The sequence below is a fragment of the Paenibacillus woosongensis genome (genome assembly GCF_009725165.1).
GTDB classification, from domain to species: Bacteria; Bacillota; Bacilli; order Paenibacillales; family Paenibacillaceae; genus Fontibacillus; species Fontibacillus woosongensis.
The window spans coordinates 211,039-229,699 of the sequence record NZ_WNZW01000005.1; the positions used below are offsets into that span (position 1 = coordinate 211,039).

Consider the following 18,661-nt stretch of genomic DNA (forward strand, 5'->3'; position numbering starts at 1 on the left):
AGGAGGATGAATGAAAGATGAAGACGTTCGAATTGCTGGAATCCAATGTTAGGTCGTATTGCAGAAGTTTCCCGGTTGTATTCGATAAAGCGAAGGGCGACCAGTTATATGCCGACACCGGAGAAGCCTACATCGACTTCTTTGCTGGCGCCGGGGCGCTCAACTACGGGCATAACAATGAGTTTATGAAGTCGAAAATCATGGAATATGTGTCCCAGGACCGGATTATGCATGGGCTTGATATGTATACGAAGGCGAAGGAAGACTTCATCGTTTCGTTCTCCGAGCATATTCTGAAGCCTCAGTCTCTGGACTATAAGCTGCAATTTTGCGGACCGACGGGAACGAATGCGGTGGAGGCCGCATTGAAGCTGGCCCGGAAGGTCAAGGGCAGAACGGGCGTCTTTGCTTTTATGGGCGGATTTCATGGAATGTCCTTGGGGAGCCTGTCGATTACGAGCAGCAATTCGATGCGCGAAAGCGCGGGAATGCCGCTGAATAACGTGACTTTCATTCCTTATGGGCAATCGTTTGAGGGGCTGGATACGATCCGTTACATGGAGCATATTCTGTCCGATACGCATTCCGGGGTCGGCAAGCCGGCTGCGATGATATTGGAGACCGTGCAAGCGGAGGGCGGAATTCATGTAGCCGAGATCGAGTGGCTGCATAGCCTGCGTCAGCTGTGCGATGAGCACGATATTCTGCTGATCATCGATGATATCCAGGTAGGCTGCGGCAGAACGGGGCCGTTCTTCTCATTCGAACGCGCGGGGATTGTGCCGGACATCGTCATTTTATCCAAATCGATCAGCGGATACGGCCTGCCGATGTCCTTGCTCTTGATCAGACCTGAACTTGACATCTGGAGTCCAGGGGAGCATAACGGAACGTTCCGGGGGAATCAGCTTGCCTTCGTTACCGCCAAGGCGGCATTGGAATTCAGGACGGCGGAGAGGCTGGGCGAGCAGGTACGGGAAAAGGAAGCATTTATCAAGCATTATTTGCAAAATGAGATCGCGCCTTTAGATGCGGATCTGAAGTTCCGGGGCATCGGCATGATTTGGGGCATCGATGTCTCTCATCTAGGGGAAGAAGCCGCGAGAGAAATTACGGCAAATTGCTTTAAGAACGGCCTGATTCTAGAGCGGGCCGGCCGGAATGATACGGTGATCAAGATCATGCCTCCGCTGACAATCAGCATAGAGAACCTGAAGCGGGGCTGCGAAATTATTGCCGAGAGCTTCAGCCGGGTTTGCCATACTTTTAGTCATTAATCATTTATGCTCTGAAGTAAAAAACACCGGCCAAGTCCATTGGAGGAATTTCCTGTCTAGCTACGAATAAAAGCCACTATAACAGCAGCGGATACATGTCTGTAATCAGTTTAGATGCGGTTACAGATATGTTGTCCCGCTGCTGTTTACGTGGCGTGGATGTGGAAGTTAATTACATTAAGTATGAATCTCGTTCCAGATGCGTGTTACGTTGTCGAAGGCGATTCTGGTACCTTGCCGGCAATCCTCCATGCCTTCATATTCGATAGACATATAGCCATCGTATCCGGAAGCTTTGATCAGGCGCAGAATCTCGTATAGGTCGAGGTCGCCGTGTCCGGCAATGGCGCCGCGCAGGTAATCGCCGCTGGCGCTGGTGAACCAGCCTTCGCCCGGATTGCGGTAGGATGGACGGATGTAGAAGTCCTTGATATGAATCATGGAGGCGTAGGGCAGGTTGTTTTTTACGGCGGCAACCGGATTTTCGTCCACGCAGACGAAGTTGCCGACATCCAGCGTTGTCTTGAAGTTCGGGCGGTCCACGGCATGGATGAGCGCCTGCACCCGATCGCTGGCCTGGACATAGTAGCCGTGATTCTCCACGCTCGTTGTGATATCGTACTGCTTGGCATAGTCGGCAATGCGCTGGCAGGCCGCGGCTATTCTGTCCAAGTCTTCCTGAAAGCGGGCGATGGAGGTATCCGGTCGGGATGCCACGTCATGACGCATCAGCTTCGCGCCCAGCCGATGGACCCGGTCCACCTCGCTCATGACGCGGGCGATTTCCGCTTCGTACTGCTCCTCGGTCTCCGTGAGGAAGTTGGCTCCAATCGCATAGTTCGATATACCGATGCCCACAGCCGCGGCTTTCTCCCTGATTTGCTCCTCCAATTCCGGATTGGCCGCAAAATCAAAGCCGAGTCCCGGCACGATTTCGATATGGCTGGCACCGATGCCGGCGACCCATTCGATCACCTCCCCAATGGTCATGCTGCCGTCGCGCATCGCTTGATACAAGCTGTAAGAGCTAATTCCCAATTTCATAAGGATGACTCCTTTTCGCTAGGTTAGGTAGTTAAGATTTCTTGAGTATGCTCATTAGTCCCGATAAGCGCGGATGAATTCTACGGCCTTGCGGATGTCTTCCGCAGGATTGTCGCCGACTTCACGCTCGATCGTCAAAACTTTAACGTGAGTATGCACGAGGTAGTCCTTGAGCAGCTTCACGCCTTCCACAGGATCATCGCCCGTCACCATGACCATGTTCGCCGGGTCAAAATTGACGGAGACGCCGTTGGTGCTGAGCGTATCCAGGAAGCTTTTTAAATGCGCTGCCGGCTCCGGTCCGGTCTCAATGGCGAAATAAGCGTTCATGCTCTTCGCGTATATGCCCAGCTCCTCACATGCCTCCTGCATCGCGTGGTAAATCCGCCCGTTTCTGTCATCCGGAACGATGCCGATATGCGTCGTTACGACGGAGGTTCCCAGCTCCACGGCCAGGTCGAGGATCCGCTTCGACTTCTCGATTTTCGCGGGATTGGCCTCTGCATCCTGGAAGCCGTGTCCGGCCAAATCGCCGCACAGGGCGGAGATTTCGAGCCCCAGTCCATCGATGTAGCTGCGCAGCTCCTTGCGTTTGGCCGGTGTCAGCGCGGCAGGATCCATCTCGCCGGATACGGCGTAAATTTGCACGCCCTCCGCGCCGACCTCCTTTGCTTTCTTCAGCCCTTCCATTACGCCCACGCCAAAGCTGTCCACAATGACGCCAATTTTATTGGTCAATTTCATCTTTGGTTGCCTCCTTTATATTGCTTGTAAGTCGACTTTTTAGCACCGAGAAGGTTGTGAGAACCCGAAGAAGGAGGAGCGGAGTGTAGGAGAAGCCTACATGAGCACCGGACTTCGAGGGTGAACGCAAGATTCGATGTCGGACTGCCTCTTCGGGCTGCTTCGTGATAAAATGTCGACCTAGAAATGGATTTCGCGGCCTTCTGCGGCGGACTGATAAATCGCGTTCAAAATTTTCATCATTTCCACGCCGTCCTCGACCGGGCTGTTCGTTTCGGTCAATCCAAGGCAGCTGTCCACAAAATGATTGATTTCACGGTCGAAGGCGGCCTGGAAATCAAAACCCGGCGCGCTGATTTGCGGATCGATGTTAATGATTGTGTCATGGCGCTCCGTTACGATCGATAATACGGGTTCGATCTCCGCGCCGCCCTTGTCGCCGTAAATGTTGATCAGCGCCGAGTTCTCCTTCGCATGGAGGGCAAAGCTGACATCGACCATGAGGGATGCACCGTTCTCAAAGCGAATCAGGGCGTTGGCCATATCCTCGACCGTGTTATGCGCCGCATCGTAATCAGCAGCTTGGTAGAAATCGTAGTTCTGAATGTTCGAGCGGTTGCCGAGCTTGTGGTAGGTGTTGCCGCTCACGGATTTGACCTTTGGCTTGCCCATGAGGTACCAGCACAGGTCAATGGCATGCACGCCGATGTCGATGAGCGGTCCGCCTCCGGAGCGTGCGCGGTCTGCGAACCATCCACCCGGATTGCCGAGGCGCCGGAGGAGGCTCGCTTTGGCATAGTAGATCTCGCCAAGATCGCCGGCGTCGATAAATTTCTTCAGCACAGCGATGTTCGAAGCGTGGCGGCGGACGTAGCCGACTTGGAGCAGCTTGCCGCTCTCGCTGGCGGCCTGCTCGATTTGCAGCGCCTCGTCGACGGTTTTGCAGAGCGGCTTCTCGCAGAGCACATGCTTGCCCGCCTGCAGCGCGGCGATGCTGATTTCAGCATGGGAATTGTTCCAGGTGCAGATGCTGACCGCATCCACCTCCGGACTGGCCAGCAGCTCCCGATAATCGGTATACACGTTAGGGATGTGGTATTTATTGGCGGTATCGCGTGCTCTGTCCTCATTCAAATCACAGACGGCGACTAGCTGCGCTTTCGGATTGGCTTGATAAGCCTGCAGATGGGATTCAGAGATTGATCCAGTGCCGATAAGGCCGATTTTTAGCTCACTCATGTGTATGCTTACATCCTTTCTGTTATCTGTGCAGACTGATATGAATTGGACAGGACGCTTCAACACAGATATGTTATATTTATTCATATTTGTTTAGGCACAACTAATTTAACATAGTTGTTTTAAAGGGAGAATGCATAGGATGACAAAATACATGGACTATATGATCAGTTCGCATCCAATCCGCGTCTTCAACCCGATGGTCGATTCCAGCCGGCAGAAGGTCAAGTCCCTGCGCCTGGTCAATGCCGGGCATTTGCCGGGAAGAACGCTGCAGCGAAGCCGGGCGAAGTTCAACAACTGGGCTTTTGTGATGATTACCGGCGGCAGCGGTTATTACCAGGTGGAGGGCGGGGAAATGCAGCAGGTTGAAGCGGGGAGCTGGTTTTGTCTTTTTCCTGATGCCGTGTTCAACTATGGCCCTCATGCAGACGGTTACTGGGATGAATATTACTATACCGTCGATGGCGGACGGATCGCGGAGTGGCTGGAGCAGTGGCTGCCCAATCCATGTCAGGTGAAAAAAGCCGCCTTCGATGACTCCCTCATCCACCGGATGGAGATGATGTTCATGCTGATCGACAGCGGGGCGCCGACCAATCTGGACCGGGCCGCGCTGATGCTGGAATCCTTTCTCTATGACCTGGCTTCGCAACCGGACCGCCGGGAGGCAGGCAACCGGGAGAGGTTCGTGCTGAAGGTCATCGAAGATCTGTCGCAGTCGCTGCACACCCCTTTGGAGCCTGCACAAATGGCTGCGCGGCACCACATTTCCGTATCCACGCTCCGGCGCATCGTTCATGATTACACCGGCTATCCGCTGAATGAGTTTCTTCACCGGCTGAGGGTCGCGGAGGCGAGGAATATTTTGCTGAATACGGAGCTTACGGTGAAGGAAGTCGGCGACGCTTTAGGGTATAAGGATACGTTTTATTTTTCCCGGGTATTCAAAAGAATTACCGGCCTCTCGCCAAGAAGCTACCGCAACCGGGGCGGTCAGTAGCTCAGGGTGGCATTTGGGGAAAGGGGGCTGGGTATTTATATTGTTAGTGTGCGGTGTTATGCAGGCGGGTGTTTTAGAGCGAGGGTATCTTCAGGCGGCAATTGCTTGTGTTGTCTGGTATATGAGCTGTGATGTAATTTGGTAGTTGATGAAACCCCTGATTTATATTGTTCCTAGGTAGTTCAGGAGAAGGTAAAGTGGGGGAGAGGTGGTTAGGGTGGGTTAGGGGATGTTCGTTAGGTAACTAGATGTATTTCATACAGTTAGATCAACGTATTTAGCCGTGTTAGGGGGACTAACTGTAAAACCTACATTTAGTTTAAAGCTATTTCGACGTTTGAGCTCCATTCAGGCAAACTAACTGCATGTTTTCCATTTAGCGCATGGTTTTTTGGTAAAATAGCTTAACTAGATGTATAAAATACATTCGGCTTTAAATGACCCATGAATAGTTACTAAGGGTTATTGGTTATTTGGTTACTTGGGCTATTGGATAGGTTACTGTGCTGGTGGCGGCTCGTTATGTTCTGTATGCTGAGTTTCTTTGGAGGATTGCTGCAAAAATGCAGGAAATATCTCTATGTATGGGCGTTTTAAAGCGCATTGCTGCAAAAGTACAGTAATAATTCAGCAACTCGCTGAGAATAGTCGTATTTTCGAAAAAAAAATGCACAATTGCAGCAATCCGTGCTCTAGGAGAGATGGTTGCGCTAAATGATGTACTTTTGCAGCATTCTAGCGGTAGAGAAGGACAGGGAAAGGCTGAAAAGGGCTGAGATTTCGGGTGATCCCCCTCAATATATCCAATGAACGAACAAGGCATGAAATATGCTATAGTAATTAAGTTGTTCGCTAGAACGGGCAGCTTTGGAACAGTGATAACTGTATTTTATGAATAAAATGAGTTGGCAAAGATGGGAGTGGGCGTCGGTATGACGATCCGAGAAGCTGTAGAACAAGAATTCGTGGACGCTTCGATTGCCAGAATCGGCAAGGAAGCTTTATATCTATATACGCCTTTGTGCGGAACGTGCAAGCTGGGCGAGACGATGCTGGACATCGTTCTGCAATCGGGCGGCAACATGATGCCGGTATCGAAGCTGAATATTAATTTCGCGCCCCGGCTGCGGAATGACTGGCAAATTACGAGTGTGCCGTGTCTGGTTCTGCTGGAGCATGGCAAGCCGGTGGCGAAGGAGTACGCCCTGCGTTCGGTCGTGGATCTGCATCAGTGGCTGCAAATTTAGCGTTGGCTATGAGGCAGAGGAAGGCTAGGTCCGCAAAATCCTTAAATCCTTAAAGCCCGCAAGCTCCCCAAAGTTCGCGTGGCTCCTAGCCCCCAAAGTCCACTGACCCCCAAGACCCCCAAGACCCCCAAGACTCAAGCTCCAAGGCATTCCCCATCTAACCCTCAGCAACAGCCGCTCGTCTCATGGACTATTTTGACCAATACATGGATGAACTTCCCTATTCGGGCATAGGCTAAACACACGGCGGAACTCCTCCGCATAGGGTGTAGCATCACTTTAATCTCGAAGGTTAGGGAAGGGAGTATAACGAAATGGCAGGAAGAGAACGTCACTATTTTGCGCGGGGCAACACGGCGGAAGGCTTGGTCAGTCTGGTGGATTCTATCTATAATCCATTGGATGCGGTATATGTGCTGGAGGGCGATTCGCAGGAGATCGGCACGATTCTGGCCCGGCTGGCGAACGGATGGGGCCGCAGAGGCTGGAATCTGCATTTGATCCACCAGCCGCTGCAAAGCGATTTGCTGGAAGGGATCATTATCGAGGATGCCCGGATCGGACTGATCGCTGACCAAGCGTGGTTGCAGGAGGGAAGTCCGGAAGGCATTGAGGTGCGCCGCTTTGATTTCGGCAGCGACCCTGGCGGGGAACGATTGGCGGACCATCAGGAGCATATTGCTGCGCTGGAGCACAATATCGCGGAAGGCTATACGAAGGCTTACGAGACCTTTCAGCGAACGCTGCGAATCCACGACGACTGGGAGAAAATCTACATTGATGCCCTGGACCGTGATTTCATGAATCAGCTAGCCGTCGATTGGGCGGATCAGTATCTCGTTCCGGCAGAAGCTGCAGGTTCTGGGCAGGCCTCAGGGGATGCGGGAGATGCAGGGGGTGTAGATAGCGGTCAAAAGACCGGCGCGGTGACCCGGCGCTTTCTGGGTGCAGCGACCTGGCGCGGGGCGGTTGATTTTGTTCTCAATTTGACGGAGGATGTGCCGACGCGAATCTTCGTGAAGGGCCGTCCGGGATCAGGGAAATCGACCTTGTTCAAAAAGATTGCAGCTACCGCAACGGAGCGCGGGATCGATACCGAGGTGTACCACTGCGGCTTCGATCCGAACAGCCTCGATATGCTTGTATTCCGCACGCTGGGCGTAGCGATCTTCGACAGCACGGCGCCGCATGAGCATTTCCCGCTGCGCGACGGGGACAGCATTCTTGATATTTATGAGCTGGCTATCGCTCCGCACACGGATGAGAAGCATGCCGAGGAAATCGCCGAGGTGAGGTCCCGCTATACTACTTCGATGCAAATCGCCATTTCTTATTTGGCCGAGGTGAAGCAGAATCAGGACCGCTTAAGCGCGATTTACCGCAGTGCTGCGGACGAGGAGGCAATTTCCCGGCAAGAGCGGCTGCTGGCGGAGGAAATTGAAGCGCGGGTGGCGAAATAAGCATACGAGAGCCGAACGGCTGGGGATACATGTGGGGAATACATGTGAAGATAGACGGGCGCCTGCAGGGGTGTGCGTCTTTTTTTCCATGAATGCTCTATATCTAGCTTTTTAAATGTGTAATAATCTAGTTATGATAACGCATACAAAACTATGAACGATTCGGGTGACATTATGATATCTAGCAGACAACAGCGAATGGTCAAGCAGTTGATGGAGAGCGACCAATATATCCCTTTGCAGCAGCTGGCTGATGAATACGGGATCTCCCTGCGGACGGTGCGGGGCGATTTGCTGCAGCTGGAGGACTGGCTTCGCGCGCGGGGCGTGCGCCTGGATCGCGACCGCACAGCCGGCGTCCGTCTGCGGCTGGAGACCGGCCAGTCGGAGCAGCTTGCCGTACAAATGGGCCAGCGTCCAGCTTACATGGATGCCGAGCAGCGCATCAGCCTGCTGCAGAAGCAGCTGCTTCAGGAGACGCAGCTATCCGTGAAGGCAGTTATGGAGGAACTGGGCATCAGCAAAAATACGCTGCTGCAGGATCTGACCGAAATCAAGCAGCGGCTTCTGAGCTGGGAGCTGGCTCTTGTACGGGATCGCGGTCAGCTGCATATCGAGGGATCGGAGAAGCGCAGGCGCAGGGCGTATCTGAACCTGCTTCGCTCCGAGATCACGGACGATAAGCTGCTGAGGTATATCCTCGATCAGCGGGGCGATTCGTATTCGCCGATGACGCCGTGGAAGGACTGGTTCGAGACAGAGGATGCGGCGATGCTGTTTGACACAATCCAGCGGCTTGAGGAGAAGATGGGCGTGCAGTTCACGGATGCGGGCTATTCTACGCTGATTCTGCATCTGCTGATGGCGATGGAGCGGCTGAAGGGCACGCATGCGATCGAGATGGATCAGGAGTCGCTGTCCGAGCTGCAGGGCCATGAGGTGTATGAGCTCGTTGCAGCTGAGGTCGTGCCGCAGATTGAGCAGCATTTTGGCGTGAAGCTGCCCGCTTCAGAGATCGGCTATATTACGCAGCATATTCTCGGCGCACAGAAGCAAAGCCTGCCAGCCGAGGAGCTGATCATCGCCGATCTCGCCAAGCAGATTATTTTGCGCACCGAGCAGGAGCTCGGCCGTCCGCTGCAAATGATCGACCAGATTGTGCAGGGCCTGGTCATCCATTTGAAGCCGGCCATTTACCGGGCGAAGTTCGGGTTGCAGTCCAAAAACCCGCTGATGGAGCAGCTCGAGGCGCAGTACGGTTCGCTGCTCAATTTGCTGGAGCGGGTCGTCAACGAGGTGATGGAGCCGTGGTCGGTCGTGTTCGACCGGGACGAGGTCGGCTACATCATGTTCCATATTGGCAGCGGGTTGATTCCGCCAAAGGCCCCGGTGCGCAAGCGCGTGGCGATCGTATGCGGCTCGGGGCTTGGGACATCGGCGATGCTGAAGCGGCGGGTGGCGGCGATTTTTCCGCAGGTCGATATCGTGGGTACTTACTCGTACAAGGAATCGGCAGAGATTACGTTGCAGACGGCGGATGCGGTCCTCAGCACGATGGAGATCAGCCATGCCCTGCAGGTGCCGTGGATCAAGGTGTCGCCGCTGCTGGATCAGCAGGATCAGAAGCAGATCACGAGCTTCCTCGGCGTGACGCCATCGGGCGAGTCGGCCGCGGCGGCGGCGGTGCAGGCGGTGAATGATATTTTTCAGGTAGTGGAGCGGAACGCGCATATCCACGACCGAAACCGGCTGCTGGAGGAGCTGCTGCATCTGTTCCAGGGCGGGAGCCGGCCGGGTGGTGAGGAGCAGGAGAATGACTACAGCTTAACCGCGCTGCTGCCGCCGGAATCGATCATGCTCGGAGCTGGGGCAATGCCGTGGGAGGACGCGGTGCGCGAAGGGAATCGGCTGCTTATGGATCGCGGCGTCTCGGACGCCAGATATGCGGATAAGCTGATCGAAATCATTCAATCCAACAAGCATCCGTTCATTATCCGCGCGGGCGTGGCTTTTCCCCATGTGTATATGCCGGAGTGCGTGAAGCGCACGGGCTTCAGTGTGATGACCTTTCGCGAGGAGCTGGCGTTCGGGCCGTCCGGGCAGCCGGTCTGGCTGATGATTACGCTGGCGGCGATGGATAAGGAGCGGCATGTCGCCGCGCTGGGAACGCTGCTGGACGCGCTGAATGATGAAGCGTTCATGGCGGAATTGCGGCAGGCGCAGGATGCCCGGGCGATATGGCAAGGATTGCGGGAGAAGGAGGGCTTATGAAGAAAATCATTGTAGCTTGCAACAGCGGGCTCGGCACCAGCCTGATGATCCGGCTGAATGTGGAGGCGCTCCTGAAGGAGTGGGGGCTCAAGGCTTGGGTCGAGCATACGGATATTTCGTCGGTCGATACCTTCGATGCCGATCTGATTATCGGCTCCAATTATGTGATGGATTCGCTGCAGCTCGCCAAGGACGTCGAGGTGATCGGGCTGGACGATATTACGGACCGCCAGTACTTGAAATCGAGGCTGCTGGACAGCGAGACGTTTAAGCAGTGGCTGGCCGTGTAGGCATTTATATTTTATAGAGATAGTTATAGTTATAGACAAAGACAAATATTATGACAAAAGCGGGGGATGCCCATGAACGCAACGCAAATGATCAGCAAGGGGCTGCTCGGGGAACCTGCCCTGCTGCTCGGGTTAATCGCGTTTGTCGGATTGCTGCTGCAGAAGCAGCCGTTCCAAAGGCTGATCCACGGCACGATCAAGACGATGCTCGGGTACACGTTACTGCAGATCGGGGCGAACGCCGCCGGGTCTTCCCTTTCCAATTTATCGGCAGTCATCCAGAAGGGCTTCCAAATTATCGGCATCATTCCTCATAATGAGACGATCACCGCGCTGGCGCAAATCAATTATGGCGAGGAAATTGCGCTCATCATGCTGGTCGGCATGATCGTCCACCTGATGATCGCCCGTTTTACGCGGATCAAATATATTTTTCTGACCGGGCACCATATGCTGTTCATGGCTTCGCTGCTGGCGGGGGTGCTGGTATCGATGTCGATGCCGCTGTGGCAGGTGATGGTCGGCGGGGGGATCGTGCTGGCCTTCAGCATGTCGTTTGCTCCGCTGATTACGCAGCCGTATGTGCGGCGGGTCACGGGGAACGATGATTTTGCGATGGGGCATTTCAACAGCGTCGGCTATGTGCTGAGCGGGTTCGTCGCTTCCTGGTTCAAAAAAGGGCCGGAGCCGCCGGAGTCGAAGGGGCTGCAGAAGCTGCGCTCTTTTTTCCAGGATCATATGGTCGTCATTACGGTGTTTACGTTCGTGCTGTTCCTCTTCTCGGGATTATTCATCTCGCCTGGCGGGATTGAGGAAATGTTCTCGGGACGGCATATTCTGGTCGTGTCCTTGATCCAGGCGACCTGGTTCGCGGGAGGCTGCTACGTGATTCTGGCAGGGGTTCGCATGCTGCTGTCTGAAATCGTGCCTGCCTTCAAAGGGATTGCCGACCGGGTCGTGCCGGGCGCGATTCCTGCGCTGGATTGTCCGGTGCTGTTCAAGTTCTCGCCATTTGCGGCGATGATCGGATTCCTGCTCAGCTTCACCGGAGGGCTGGCGGCGATGGTCGTGCTGCTGCAGGTGCAGTATACCGTCATTATTCCCGGGGTGATCCCGCATTTCTTCTCGGGCGGGGCAGCGGGCGTCATCGCCTATAAAATCGGCGGGCGCAAGGGGCTGATCGTATCGTCGTTAATCCACGGGTTTGCGATTACGATGCTGCCGACTGTGCTGATTCCGTTGTTGTCGAATCTTGGCTATTTGCGCGCGACTTTTGCCGACAGCGATTTCTCGGTCATCGGGGTGCTCGTGCATGAGCTGTTCAGCTGGTTCAAGTGACGGCAGATCAAGGGCGGTCATCAGGAAGCCTGATTCCATCCTCTCAGGAGGGTTGGAGTCAGGCTTTTTTGGTGTCTATTTTTTTGCCGGAAGAAGTGGCAGAGACTTGGACTCACAGTGTTGTAAGCGCAACCAATATAATAGAGCCATAAAGGACAAAGGGGGATTCACAAATGGGTATGAAAAAATGGATGAGCTCGATCACCGCGCTGACGATGGCTGCTATGCTCTTCACGGGCTGCGGATCTGCAGGCGGCAACAATGCCGCACCTGCGAATAACGGAGGCGGGGACGCCGCTCCGGCGAAGCCGCAAGGCAAGCTGACCGTATATGTCGGATTCCAGGAAGACCACGCGGTGGCTGCGATCAAGAAGTTCACAGAAGATACAGGCATTGAGGCCAGCATGATCCGGATGTCCGGAGGCGAAATTCTCGCAAAGGTCCGGGCGGAGCAGGGCAACCCGCAAGCTGACGTGTGGTACGGCGGGCCAGCGGACACGTTCGTACAAGCGACAGCAGAAGGACTGCTGCAGCCGTATATATCGCCGATCGCCGAGAAGGTCGACGCGAAGTATAAAGATCCGGACGGCAACTGGACGGGCATCTATGTAGGGGCGCTTGGTTTTGCTTCCAATAAGGAGTTTTTGGCGAAAAAAGGCCTGGAAGCTCCAAAGACATGGGAAGACCTGCTTAATCCGGCGTTTAAAGGCGAAATCGTCATGGCGGACCCTGCTTCCTCCGGTACGGCTTATACGGCGATGTATACCGTGCTGAAGGTGATGGGCAGCGAAGAGAAGGGCTTCGAGTATCTCAGCAAGCTGCATCCGCAAATCCAGCAGTATACGACCAGCGGCTCCGCTCCAGGACGGATGGTTGGTATGGGTGAGGCTGGCGTAGGCGTTCTGTTCGCGCATGACGTCATCAAGTATCAGGAGGAAGGCTTCGACAGTCTGGAGCTGACGATTCCTGAAGACGGAACAGGCTACGAGACAGGCGCGATCGGCATTATCAAAAATACGAAAAACGAAGAGCTTGCACAGAAGTTCGTGGACTGGGCATTGTCTCCGGCAGGCCAAGAGGTCGGCAAAACTGTAGGCAGCTACCAGAACCTGACGAATCCAGATGCGGTAGGCCCAGAGAAGGCTGTGAAGCTGTCCGATATCAACACGATCGACTATGACGTCGTGGAAGCGGGTAAAGAGCGTCAACGCTTAATCGACAAATGGAGTGTCGAGGTTAAGAAATAACTATCAGTTTGATATTCAGAGAGGAGAGAGCTTGAATGAGCGCCATGTTCAAGAGATTCAAGCGCGAGCCGCTCCTGCCGATTCTCATCGTGTTGGTCATGCTCTGCTTACTCGTATTTATCGTCTATCCCTTATTCCAAATTGCAAAATCCAGCTTCGTCGGGTCCACCGGCGAAGTTGGCTTAGAGGGGTATCAGAGAGTGCTGTCCGGGGGCGGGTTGTTCCACGCCCTGGTCAACTCCCTGGTGCTGGCCGTCCTGACGGCGACGTTGTCCACGGCAATTGCGTATGTTTTTGCCTATACGTTTGCTTATGTAAAGGTACCGTTCAAAAAGCTTTTTAACGGCATTGCCATTCTGCCGGTCATTTCACCGCCGTTTGTCATTGCCCTATCCGCCATGCTGCTTCTCGGGAAGCAGGGGCTGATCACCAAGAATTTGCTCGGACTTGAAAATGCGAATATTTACGGGCTGCATGGCCTGGTTCTCGTTCAGACGCTATCTTTTTTCCCGATTGCCTTCCTGACGCTGTCCGGGCTGCTGCGTTCCATTAGCCCTTCTCTGGAAGAGGCCAGCCAGAACATGGGGGCCAGCCGGCTGAAGACGTTCCTTAGCGTCACGCTGCCGCTGTCCGTGCCGGGCATCGCCAACGCGTTCCTGCTCGTATTCGTTCAATCGCTGGCTGACTTCGGGAACCCGATGACGATCGGGGGGAACTACTCCACCGTTGCTAGAGAGATCTACTTGCAGGCGGTCGGAAGCTATAACTTGCAGGCCGGTGCTGCTTTGGCCATGGTACTGCTGACGGTCACGATTATCGTCTATATTTTGCAAAACTTCTGGGTTGGCAAGAAAAGCTATGTTACTGTAACGGGCAAGCCTACCGGACAGCGGAGAATGATTGAGTCCGGGGCTATTAAACATGGATTATTCACATTTTGTATGATCATGTCGCTTACTGTTATCGCGTTCTATGCCCTCGTACCGATCGGTTCGTTCATCAAGCTGTGGGGCATTAACAACAGCCTGACGCTGGATCATTACAAATATGTATTCTCTATAGGACAGAAGGCGGTTAAGGATACGCTGATGCTCGCCATTGTCGCGACACCGATCGCGGGATTGCTGGGGATGATCATCGCTTTCCTGATCGTCCGCAAACGTTTCTTTGGTAAAAAAGCTTTGGAAATCATCAGCATGCTGTCGATTGCGGTGCCAGGTACGGTCATCGGGATCGGGTATATTCTCGCTTTCAACAAAGCGCCATTAGCGCTGACCGGCACAGGGATCATTATCGTCGCCGCGTTCGTTGTACGCTCCATGCCGGTGGGTATTCGCTCCGGGGTGGCGGCTCTGCAGCAGATCGATCCGAGCATCGAGGAGGCCGCGACGAATCTGGGGGCGAGTGGCTCTAAAGTGTTCACGAGTGTCGTGCTGCCGCTGATCAAATCCGCCTTCTTCAGTGGTCTCGTAAACAGCTTCGTCAAGAGTATGACCGCGATGAGCGCCGTTATTTTCCTCATCTCGGCCAAATACAACCTCATTACCGCGTCGATTCTGGCGCAGGTCGAGGCGGGCCGGATCGGCGTCGCCAGCGCCTATTGTACGATCCTGATCCTGATCATGGTCGTGGCGCTCATCTTGTTAAACTTGCTTGTGAAATGGATGGGCGGCAAAGAGCGGTCTGCTTGATGAGTGGAGGGTTAGGGGGAGGGGTGAACACTCGGCCCCTTATCCTTACTTCGCGGCTATGCTCGCCATTGCCGGTTGGGTTCATCCTTAAGGAGGTATGTTAATATGGCTAAATCAGTCACACTTAAAAATATATCCAAAGCCTTCACGAACGATAAAGGCGAGAAATCCTACGCGGTCACCGGGGTCAACCTGGAGATCGGGCAGGGAGAGTTCGTCACTCTCCTCGGACCATCAGGCTGCGGCAAAACAACAACGCTCCGCATGATCGCCGGATTCGAAGACATCACCGAGGGGCACATCTACTTCGGGGACGAAGCGGTGGATCAGATTCCGCCGAACAAAAGAGACTGCACAATGGTGTTCCAATCCTACGCGTTGTTCCCGCATCTGAACGTATTCGACAACATTGCATACGGTCTTAAGATCAAGAAAATGGCCAAGCCGGAAATTAGCTCGAAAGTTGAATCCGTCTTGGATATAATGAATCTACAGGATTATCGGGATCGGATGCCGAACCAGCTGTCGGGTGGTCAGCAGCAGCGCGTTGCGTTGGCTCGGGCGCTCGTCATGGAGCCGGGCGTGCTGCTGTTCGACGAGCCGCTGTCCAACCTCGACGCGAAGCTGCGCCTTGTGATGCGGGATGAAATCCGCCGCATTCAGCAGCAGATCGGCATCACCGCCGTATATGTAACGCATGACCAGAGCGAAGCGATGAGCATGAGCGATAAGGTCATCGTCATGAATAAAGGAATGATTGAGCAGGTCGGTACACCAATGGAGATTTACCAGCGTCCGAAGACGAGGTTCGTTGCCGATTTCATCGGAACGGCTAACTTTTTGGAAGGCACGGTTAAAGGAACGGAAGACGGCAGGCTGCTTGTGGAGACCTCTTCGGGAGTGCTGCGGATTCGCCGCGATGGATACAAAACGGGTGACAAGGTGACTGTGGTGATTCGTCCCGAAGCCGTATCTTTGGCTAAAGGAACCCAGCACCAGGGTGTCGTGAAGAAAAGCGTATTCATGGGGCAAACGCAGGAATACGAAGTGTTGTTCGATGGCCAGCTGTTGCAGATTACCGAGCACAACCCGATCCAGGAGAAGGTCTACTCGGTCGGCACCTCTGTATCGCTGCAGTTTGCGGAGGATGCCCTTCATGTAATTTAACTTCAGCCTGCATCCAGAATCGTTGACATCATGCCACAGAAAGAAGGGGATTGCATGAAAAAAATAGCCATAGGCGGTTTGCTGCTCTCCCTGCTGATGTCATTATTTCTATCCGCCTGCGGCAAGGAGAGTTCGGGAACGCTGACCGTGTATGCCGGACTGTATGAAGACCATGCGATTAAGGCGATGGAGACCTTTCAGAAGCAAACCGGGATCAAGGTGAATTACGTGCGCATGTCGAACGGAGAGATTTTGTCGAGAATTCGGGCAGAGCGCAACTCACCTAAGGCCAGCATCTGGTTTGGCGGTCCGGCAGATACGTTCATCCAGGCCAAGACGGAAGGTCTGCTGGAGCCGTATGTTTCTAAAAATGTCGAAGCCATCCCTCAGGAATATCGCGATTCGGAAGGGTATTGGACCGGCATTTACGTAGGCTCGATTGCCTTCGTCTCTAACAAAACCTGGCTGCAGGAGGTGGGGCTGCAGGCTCCGCAGTCGTGGCAGGATCTGCTGAAGCCGGAATACCGGGGCATGATCTCCATGGCGGATCCCCGTTCCTCGGGGACAGCCTACACCACGTTGGCTACGCTGGTGCAGTTGTTCGGCGAAGGCGAGGCTTTTGACTACTTGCGCCAGCTGCATCAGCAAAATGTCATCTACACCACCTCCGGCAGCGTTCCCGGACGTACCGTAGGTATGGGAGAAGTCGGGACCGCCGTCATGTTCTCCCATGATGCGCTGAAGTTCTACAAAGAAGGCTTCCAAAACCTCATCATCGGCTTCCCAACCGAAGGCACCGGCTACGAGATCGGCGCCGTCGGCATCATCAAGGGCGGCCCGCATCAGGAGGAAGCCCGCCAATTCGTCGACTGGGCACTGACCAAGCAAGCTCAGGAGCTCGGCAAGCAGGTCGGCAACTACCAGCAGCTCACCAACCGCGACGCCATCGCGCCCGAGGAAGCGATCCCGCTGGAGAAGCTGAACGTCATCCCCTACGACCTCGACTGGGCCGGCCAAAACCGCGAGCGGTTGATTAATAAGTGGACGACCGAGGTGCTGGGAGTGGGTAAGGGGAAGGATTGAGGGAAGTTTTTGGGTGAGTGAGGATATGGTGAGGAGAATGCAAAGAGCTTAACTACAATGTTGTAGTTAGGCTCTTTTTGTCGTTTCCTTGATTTTACAAATGGGCTATAATCTTGGGTAATGATGGAGGGTGTTGGGGGGAGATATACAAGCGATGGGAAGAAGGATGAAATTTTATAGTATTCCGAAGAGCTTCAACAGCATATAACAAAATATTCATGCTACGGTTTCAAACGGAGCCTTGGAATGAAGGTTGTTTGGATATGATCTATAGGGCATTTAATTAATAATTCTTTTGGAATCTCAAGGTTCCGCCGTATAACACCAAATTCATGCAATGGGCCATGTCTTGGTATAAGGGCTTGATCTTCAACACATATATTGAACGTCGTAAATCGACGAAACATTATGTGAAACCTAGAAAAGGGGGAGTTAACATTAAAAAGTCATATAACCTATATTTAGTATTATCCTTATCGTTTATTGTAATTATTTTAATTTCCTTTTTAGTGGGAATAAAATCTGAGATTATTTTTGGGTATTCAGTAGCAACTCTAATTTTTTCAGTAATTGATTTAATAATTGTAATACAAGAAGGTAGAGATAAAGTTTCTTCATTGAAGAGTGAAGATATTAATAATACATTAGATGAGTATGCGGGAACAGTTAATTCAGTTCTCGAAGGTGTAATAGATAACATCCAGGATGGAAAGAGGGAACTGGTCAATACTAGGAAAAAGTTTTATGAGAAATTATTAGCACAGCAACCAGTATTTAATTTGAAGAAGAAAAATGTAAAGAAGGCAATGAAGCCAGTCGAAAACATAAATGAGCTAAGTAGGGACCTGAATTTTCCCGATGGCTTTTTTGATAAAATTACAAAAGATTTAAAAACATTTAACCCATTAAAGAAAGAAATACGAGCTAGTAAATTAGCATGGCTTTTCTCAATGATTGGATTGATTTTAGTGCTGGTTTCTCCATTTATACCTGAAGAAGCTTTTGTTTTTATTTTTGGTAAGAACTTTAGCTCTGCAGGAACATATCTTGTTTTATTAAGTTTATCAATTATTTTTTTAACAAGTTATTTTAGGAATAAATATGAGGAGCAGGTTATAGAACTTCAAAAGCTACAATATTCTTCTATCTTGGGTCAGTTTGAAAAAATAAAATTCCAAATGGAGTTCAGTATGAAAGACTTAAATGAGGCATTGAATGCGTCAGGTCAGGAATTTGAAGAAGTTATAGAATTGATAGCTTCAAGTGTTGAAAAAGTTAGGGAAACGAAAGAAGAAAAGAAATTAGGCCTCAAATAACATAGTATTCAAGCAGTGGCCTGATAATTTTGATTTCGAAATTTAAGAGAGGTTACGCATATACAAGGAGAAAAAGGAAGGAAACATATTTTAGAAACAACAAAGAGACGGTTAGTAAGTAAGTGATTTTAGTGATTTCAGAGAAGGCAATTCTTCTCGATAGGGAATAGATCCTTAAGGCAGTGAGGGATCGTAAACGTTATTCAAAATTTCTGAAAGAAGAATCAATATGCATGTTTTTAAC

Annotated in this window: 15 protein-coding genes; 12 read left to right on the top strand and 3 right to left on the bottom strand. The window is 52.5% G+C overall.

The window, feature by feature from the left end; translation table 11 throughout:
• The first annotated feature begins 17 nt into the window (after positions 1-17).
• Positions 18-1,277, top strand: a complete 1,260-nt coding sequence (gene ectB / locus GNP95_RS15020; protein WP_155611680.1) for a diaminobutyrate--2-oxoglutarate transaminase — start codon at positions 18-20, stop codon at positions 1,275-1,277.
• A gap of 177 nt (positions 1,278-1,454) precedes the next feature.
• Here the strand turns inward: ectB and GNP95_RS15025 are convergent, their stop codons facing one another.
• From GNP95_RS15025 to GNP95_RS15035, 3 genes are all read right to left on the bottom strand, one after another.
• Positions 1,455-2,321 (bottom strand): sugar phosphate isomerase/epimerase family protein, encoded by an 867-nt coding sequence (locus tag GNP95_RS15025; protein WP_155611681.1) that lies wholly within the window; start codon positions 2,319-2,321, stop codon positions 1,455-1,457.
• A 54-nt stretch (positions 2,322-2,375) separates the two neighbouring features.
• A complete protein-coding gene (locus GNP95_RS15030; protein ID WP_155611682.1) occupies positions 2,376-3,065 on the bottom strand; it encodes a sugar phosphate isomerase/epimerase family protein in 690 nt (229 codons plus the stop codon).
• A gap of 180 nt (positions 3,066-3,245) precedes the next feature.
• Positions 3,246-4,304 (bottom strand): Gfo/Idh/MocA family protein, encoded by a 1,059-nt coding sequence (locus tag GNP95_RS15035; RefSeq protein ID WP_155611683.1) that lies wholly within the window; start codon positions 4,302-4,304, stop codon positions 3,246-3,248.
• A 142-nt stretch (positions 4,305-4,446) separates the two neighbouring features.
• Between GNP95_RS15035 and GNP95_RS15040 the strand changes: the two genes are divergently transcribed.
• The 11 genes from GNP95_RS15040 (at position 4,447) to GNP95_RS15090 (ending at position 18,417) form a co-directional block, all read left to right on the top strand.
• Positions 4,447-5,307, top strand: coding sequence for a helix-turn-helix domain-containing protein (locus GNP95_RS15040; RefSeq protein WP_155611684.1), 861 nt, complete (start codon positions 4,447-4,449; stop codon positions 5,305-5,307).
• A 914-nt stretch (positions 5,308-6,221) separates the two neighbouring features.
• Positions 6,222-6,554, top strand: coding sequence for a thioredoxin family protein (locus GNP95_RS15045; protein WP_230873849.1), 333 nt, complete (start codon positions 6,222-6,224; stop codon positions 6,552-6,554).
• Positions 6,555-6,868: 314 nt separating this feature from the next.
• Positions 6,869-8,014 (top strand): hypothetical protein, encoded by a 1,146-nt coding sequence (locus GNP95_RS15050; protein WP_155611686.1) that lies wholly within the window; start codon positions 6,869-6,871, stop codon positions 8,012-8,014.
• Between the two features lie 174 nt (positions 8,015-8,188).
• Complete coding sequence (locus GNP95_RS15055; RefSeq protein WP_196427193.1) at positions 8,189-10,285, top strand: BglG family transcription antiterminator; 2,097 nt, start codon at positions 8,189-8,191, stop codon at positions 10,283-10,285.
• Complete coding sequence (locus GNP95_RS15060; RefSeq protein WP_196427194.1) at positions 10,282-10,575, top strand: PTS sugar transporter subunit IIB; 294 nt, start codon at positions 10,282-10,284, stop codon at positions 10,573-10,575. The genes GNP95_RS15055 and GNP95_RS15060 overlap by 4 nt, the downstream gene beginning before the upstream one ends.
• 72 nt (positions 10,576-10,647) lie before the next feature.
• The gene (locus tag GNP95_RS15065; RefSeq protein ID WP_155611689.1) at positions 10,648-11,913 is read left to right on the top strand and encodes a PTS ascorbate transporter subunit IIC; all 1,266 of its coding nucleotides are present in this window, start codon (positions 10,648-10,650) and stop codon (positions 11,911-11,913) included.
• Between the two features lie 173 nt (positions 11,914-12,086).
• Positions 12,087-13,160 (top strand): ABC transporter substrate-binding protein, encoded by a 1,074-nt coding sequence (locus tag GNP95_RS15070; RefSeq protein ID WP_155611690.1) that lies wholly within the window; start codon positions 12,087-12,089, stop codon positions 13,158-13,160.
• A gap of 35 nt (positions 13,161-13,195) precedes the next feature.
• Positions 13,196-14,851 (top strand): ABC transporter permease, encoded by a 1,656-nt coding sequence (locus tag GNP95_RS15075; protein ID WP_155611691.1) that lies wholly within the window; start codon positions 13,196-13,198, stop codon positions 14,849-14,851.
• Between the two features lie 105 nt (positions 14,852-14,956).
• Entirely contained in the window at positions 14,957-16,018 is a 1,062-nt protein-coding gene (locus tag GNP95_RS15080; protein ID WP_155611692.1) for an ABC transporter ATP-binding protein, read from the top strand.
• A gap of 54 nt (positions 16,019-16,072) precedes the next feature.
• Entirely contained in the window at positions 16,073-17,101 is a 1,029-nt protein-coding gene (locus GNP95_RS15085) for an ABC transporter substrate-binding protein (protein ID WP_155611693.1), read from the top strand.
• A 410-nt stretch (positions 17,102-17,511) separates the two neighbouring features.
• The gene (locus tag GNP95_RS15090) at positions 17,512-18,417 is read left to right on the top strand and encodes a polysaccharide biosynthesis protein (RefSeq protein WP_155611694.1); all 906 of its coding nucleotides are present in this window, start codon (positions 17,512-17,514) and stop codon (positions 18,415-18,417) included.
• Positions 18,418-18,661: the final 244 nt, after the last annotated feature.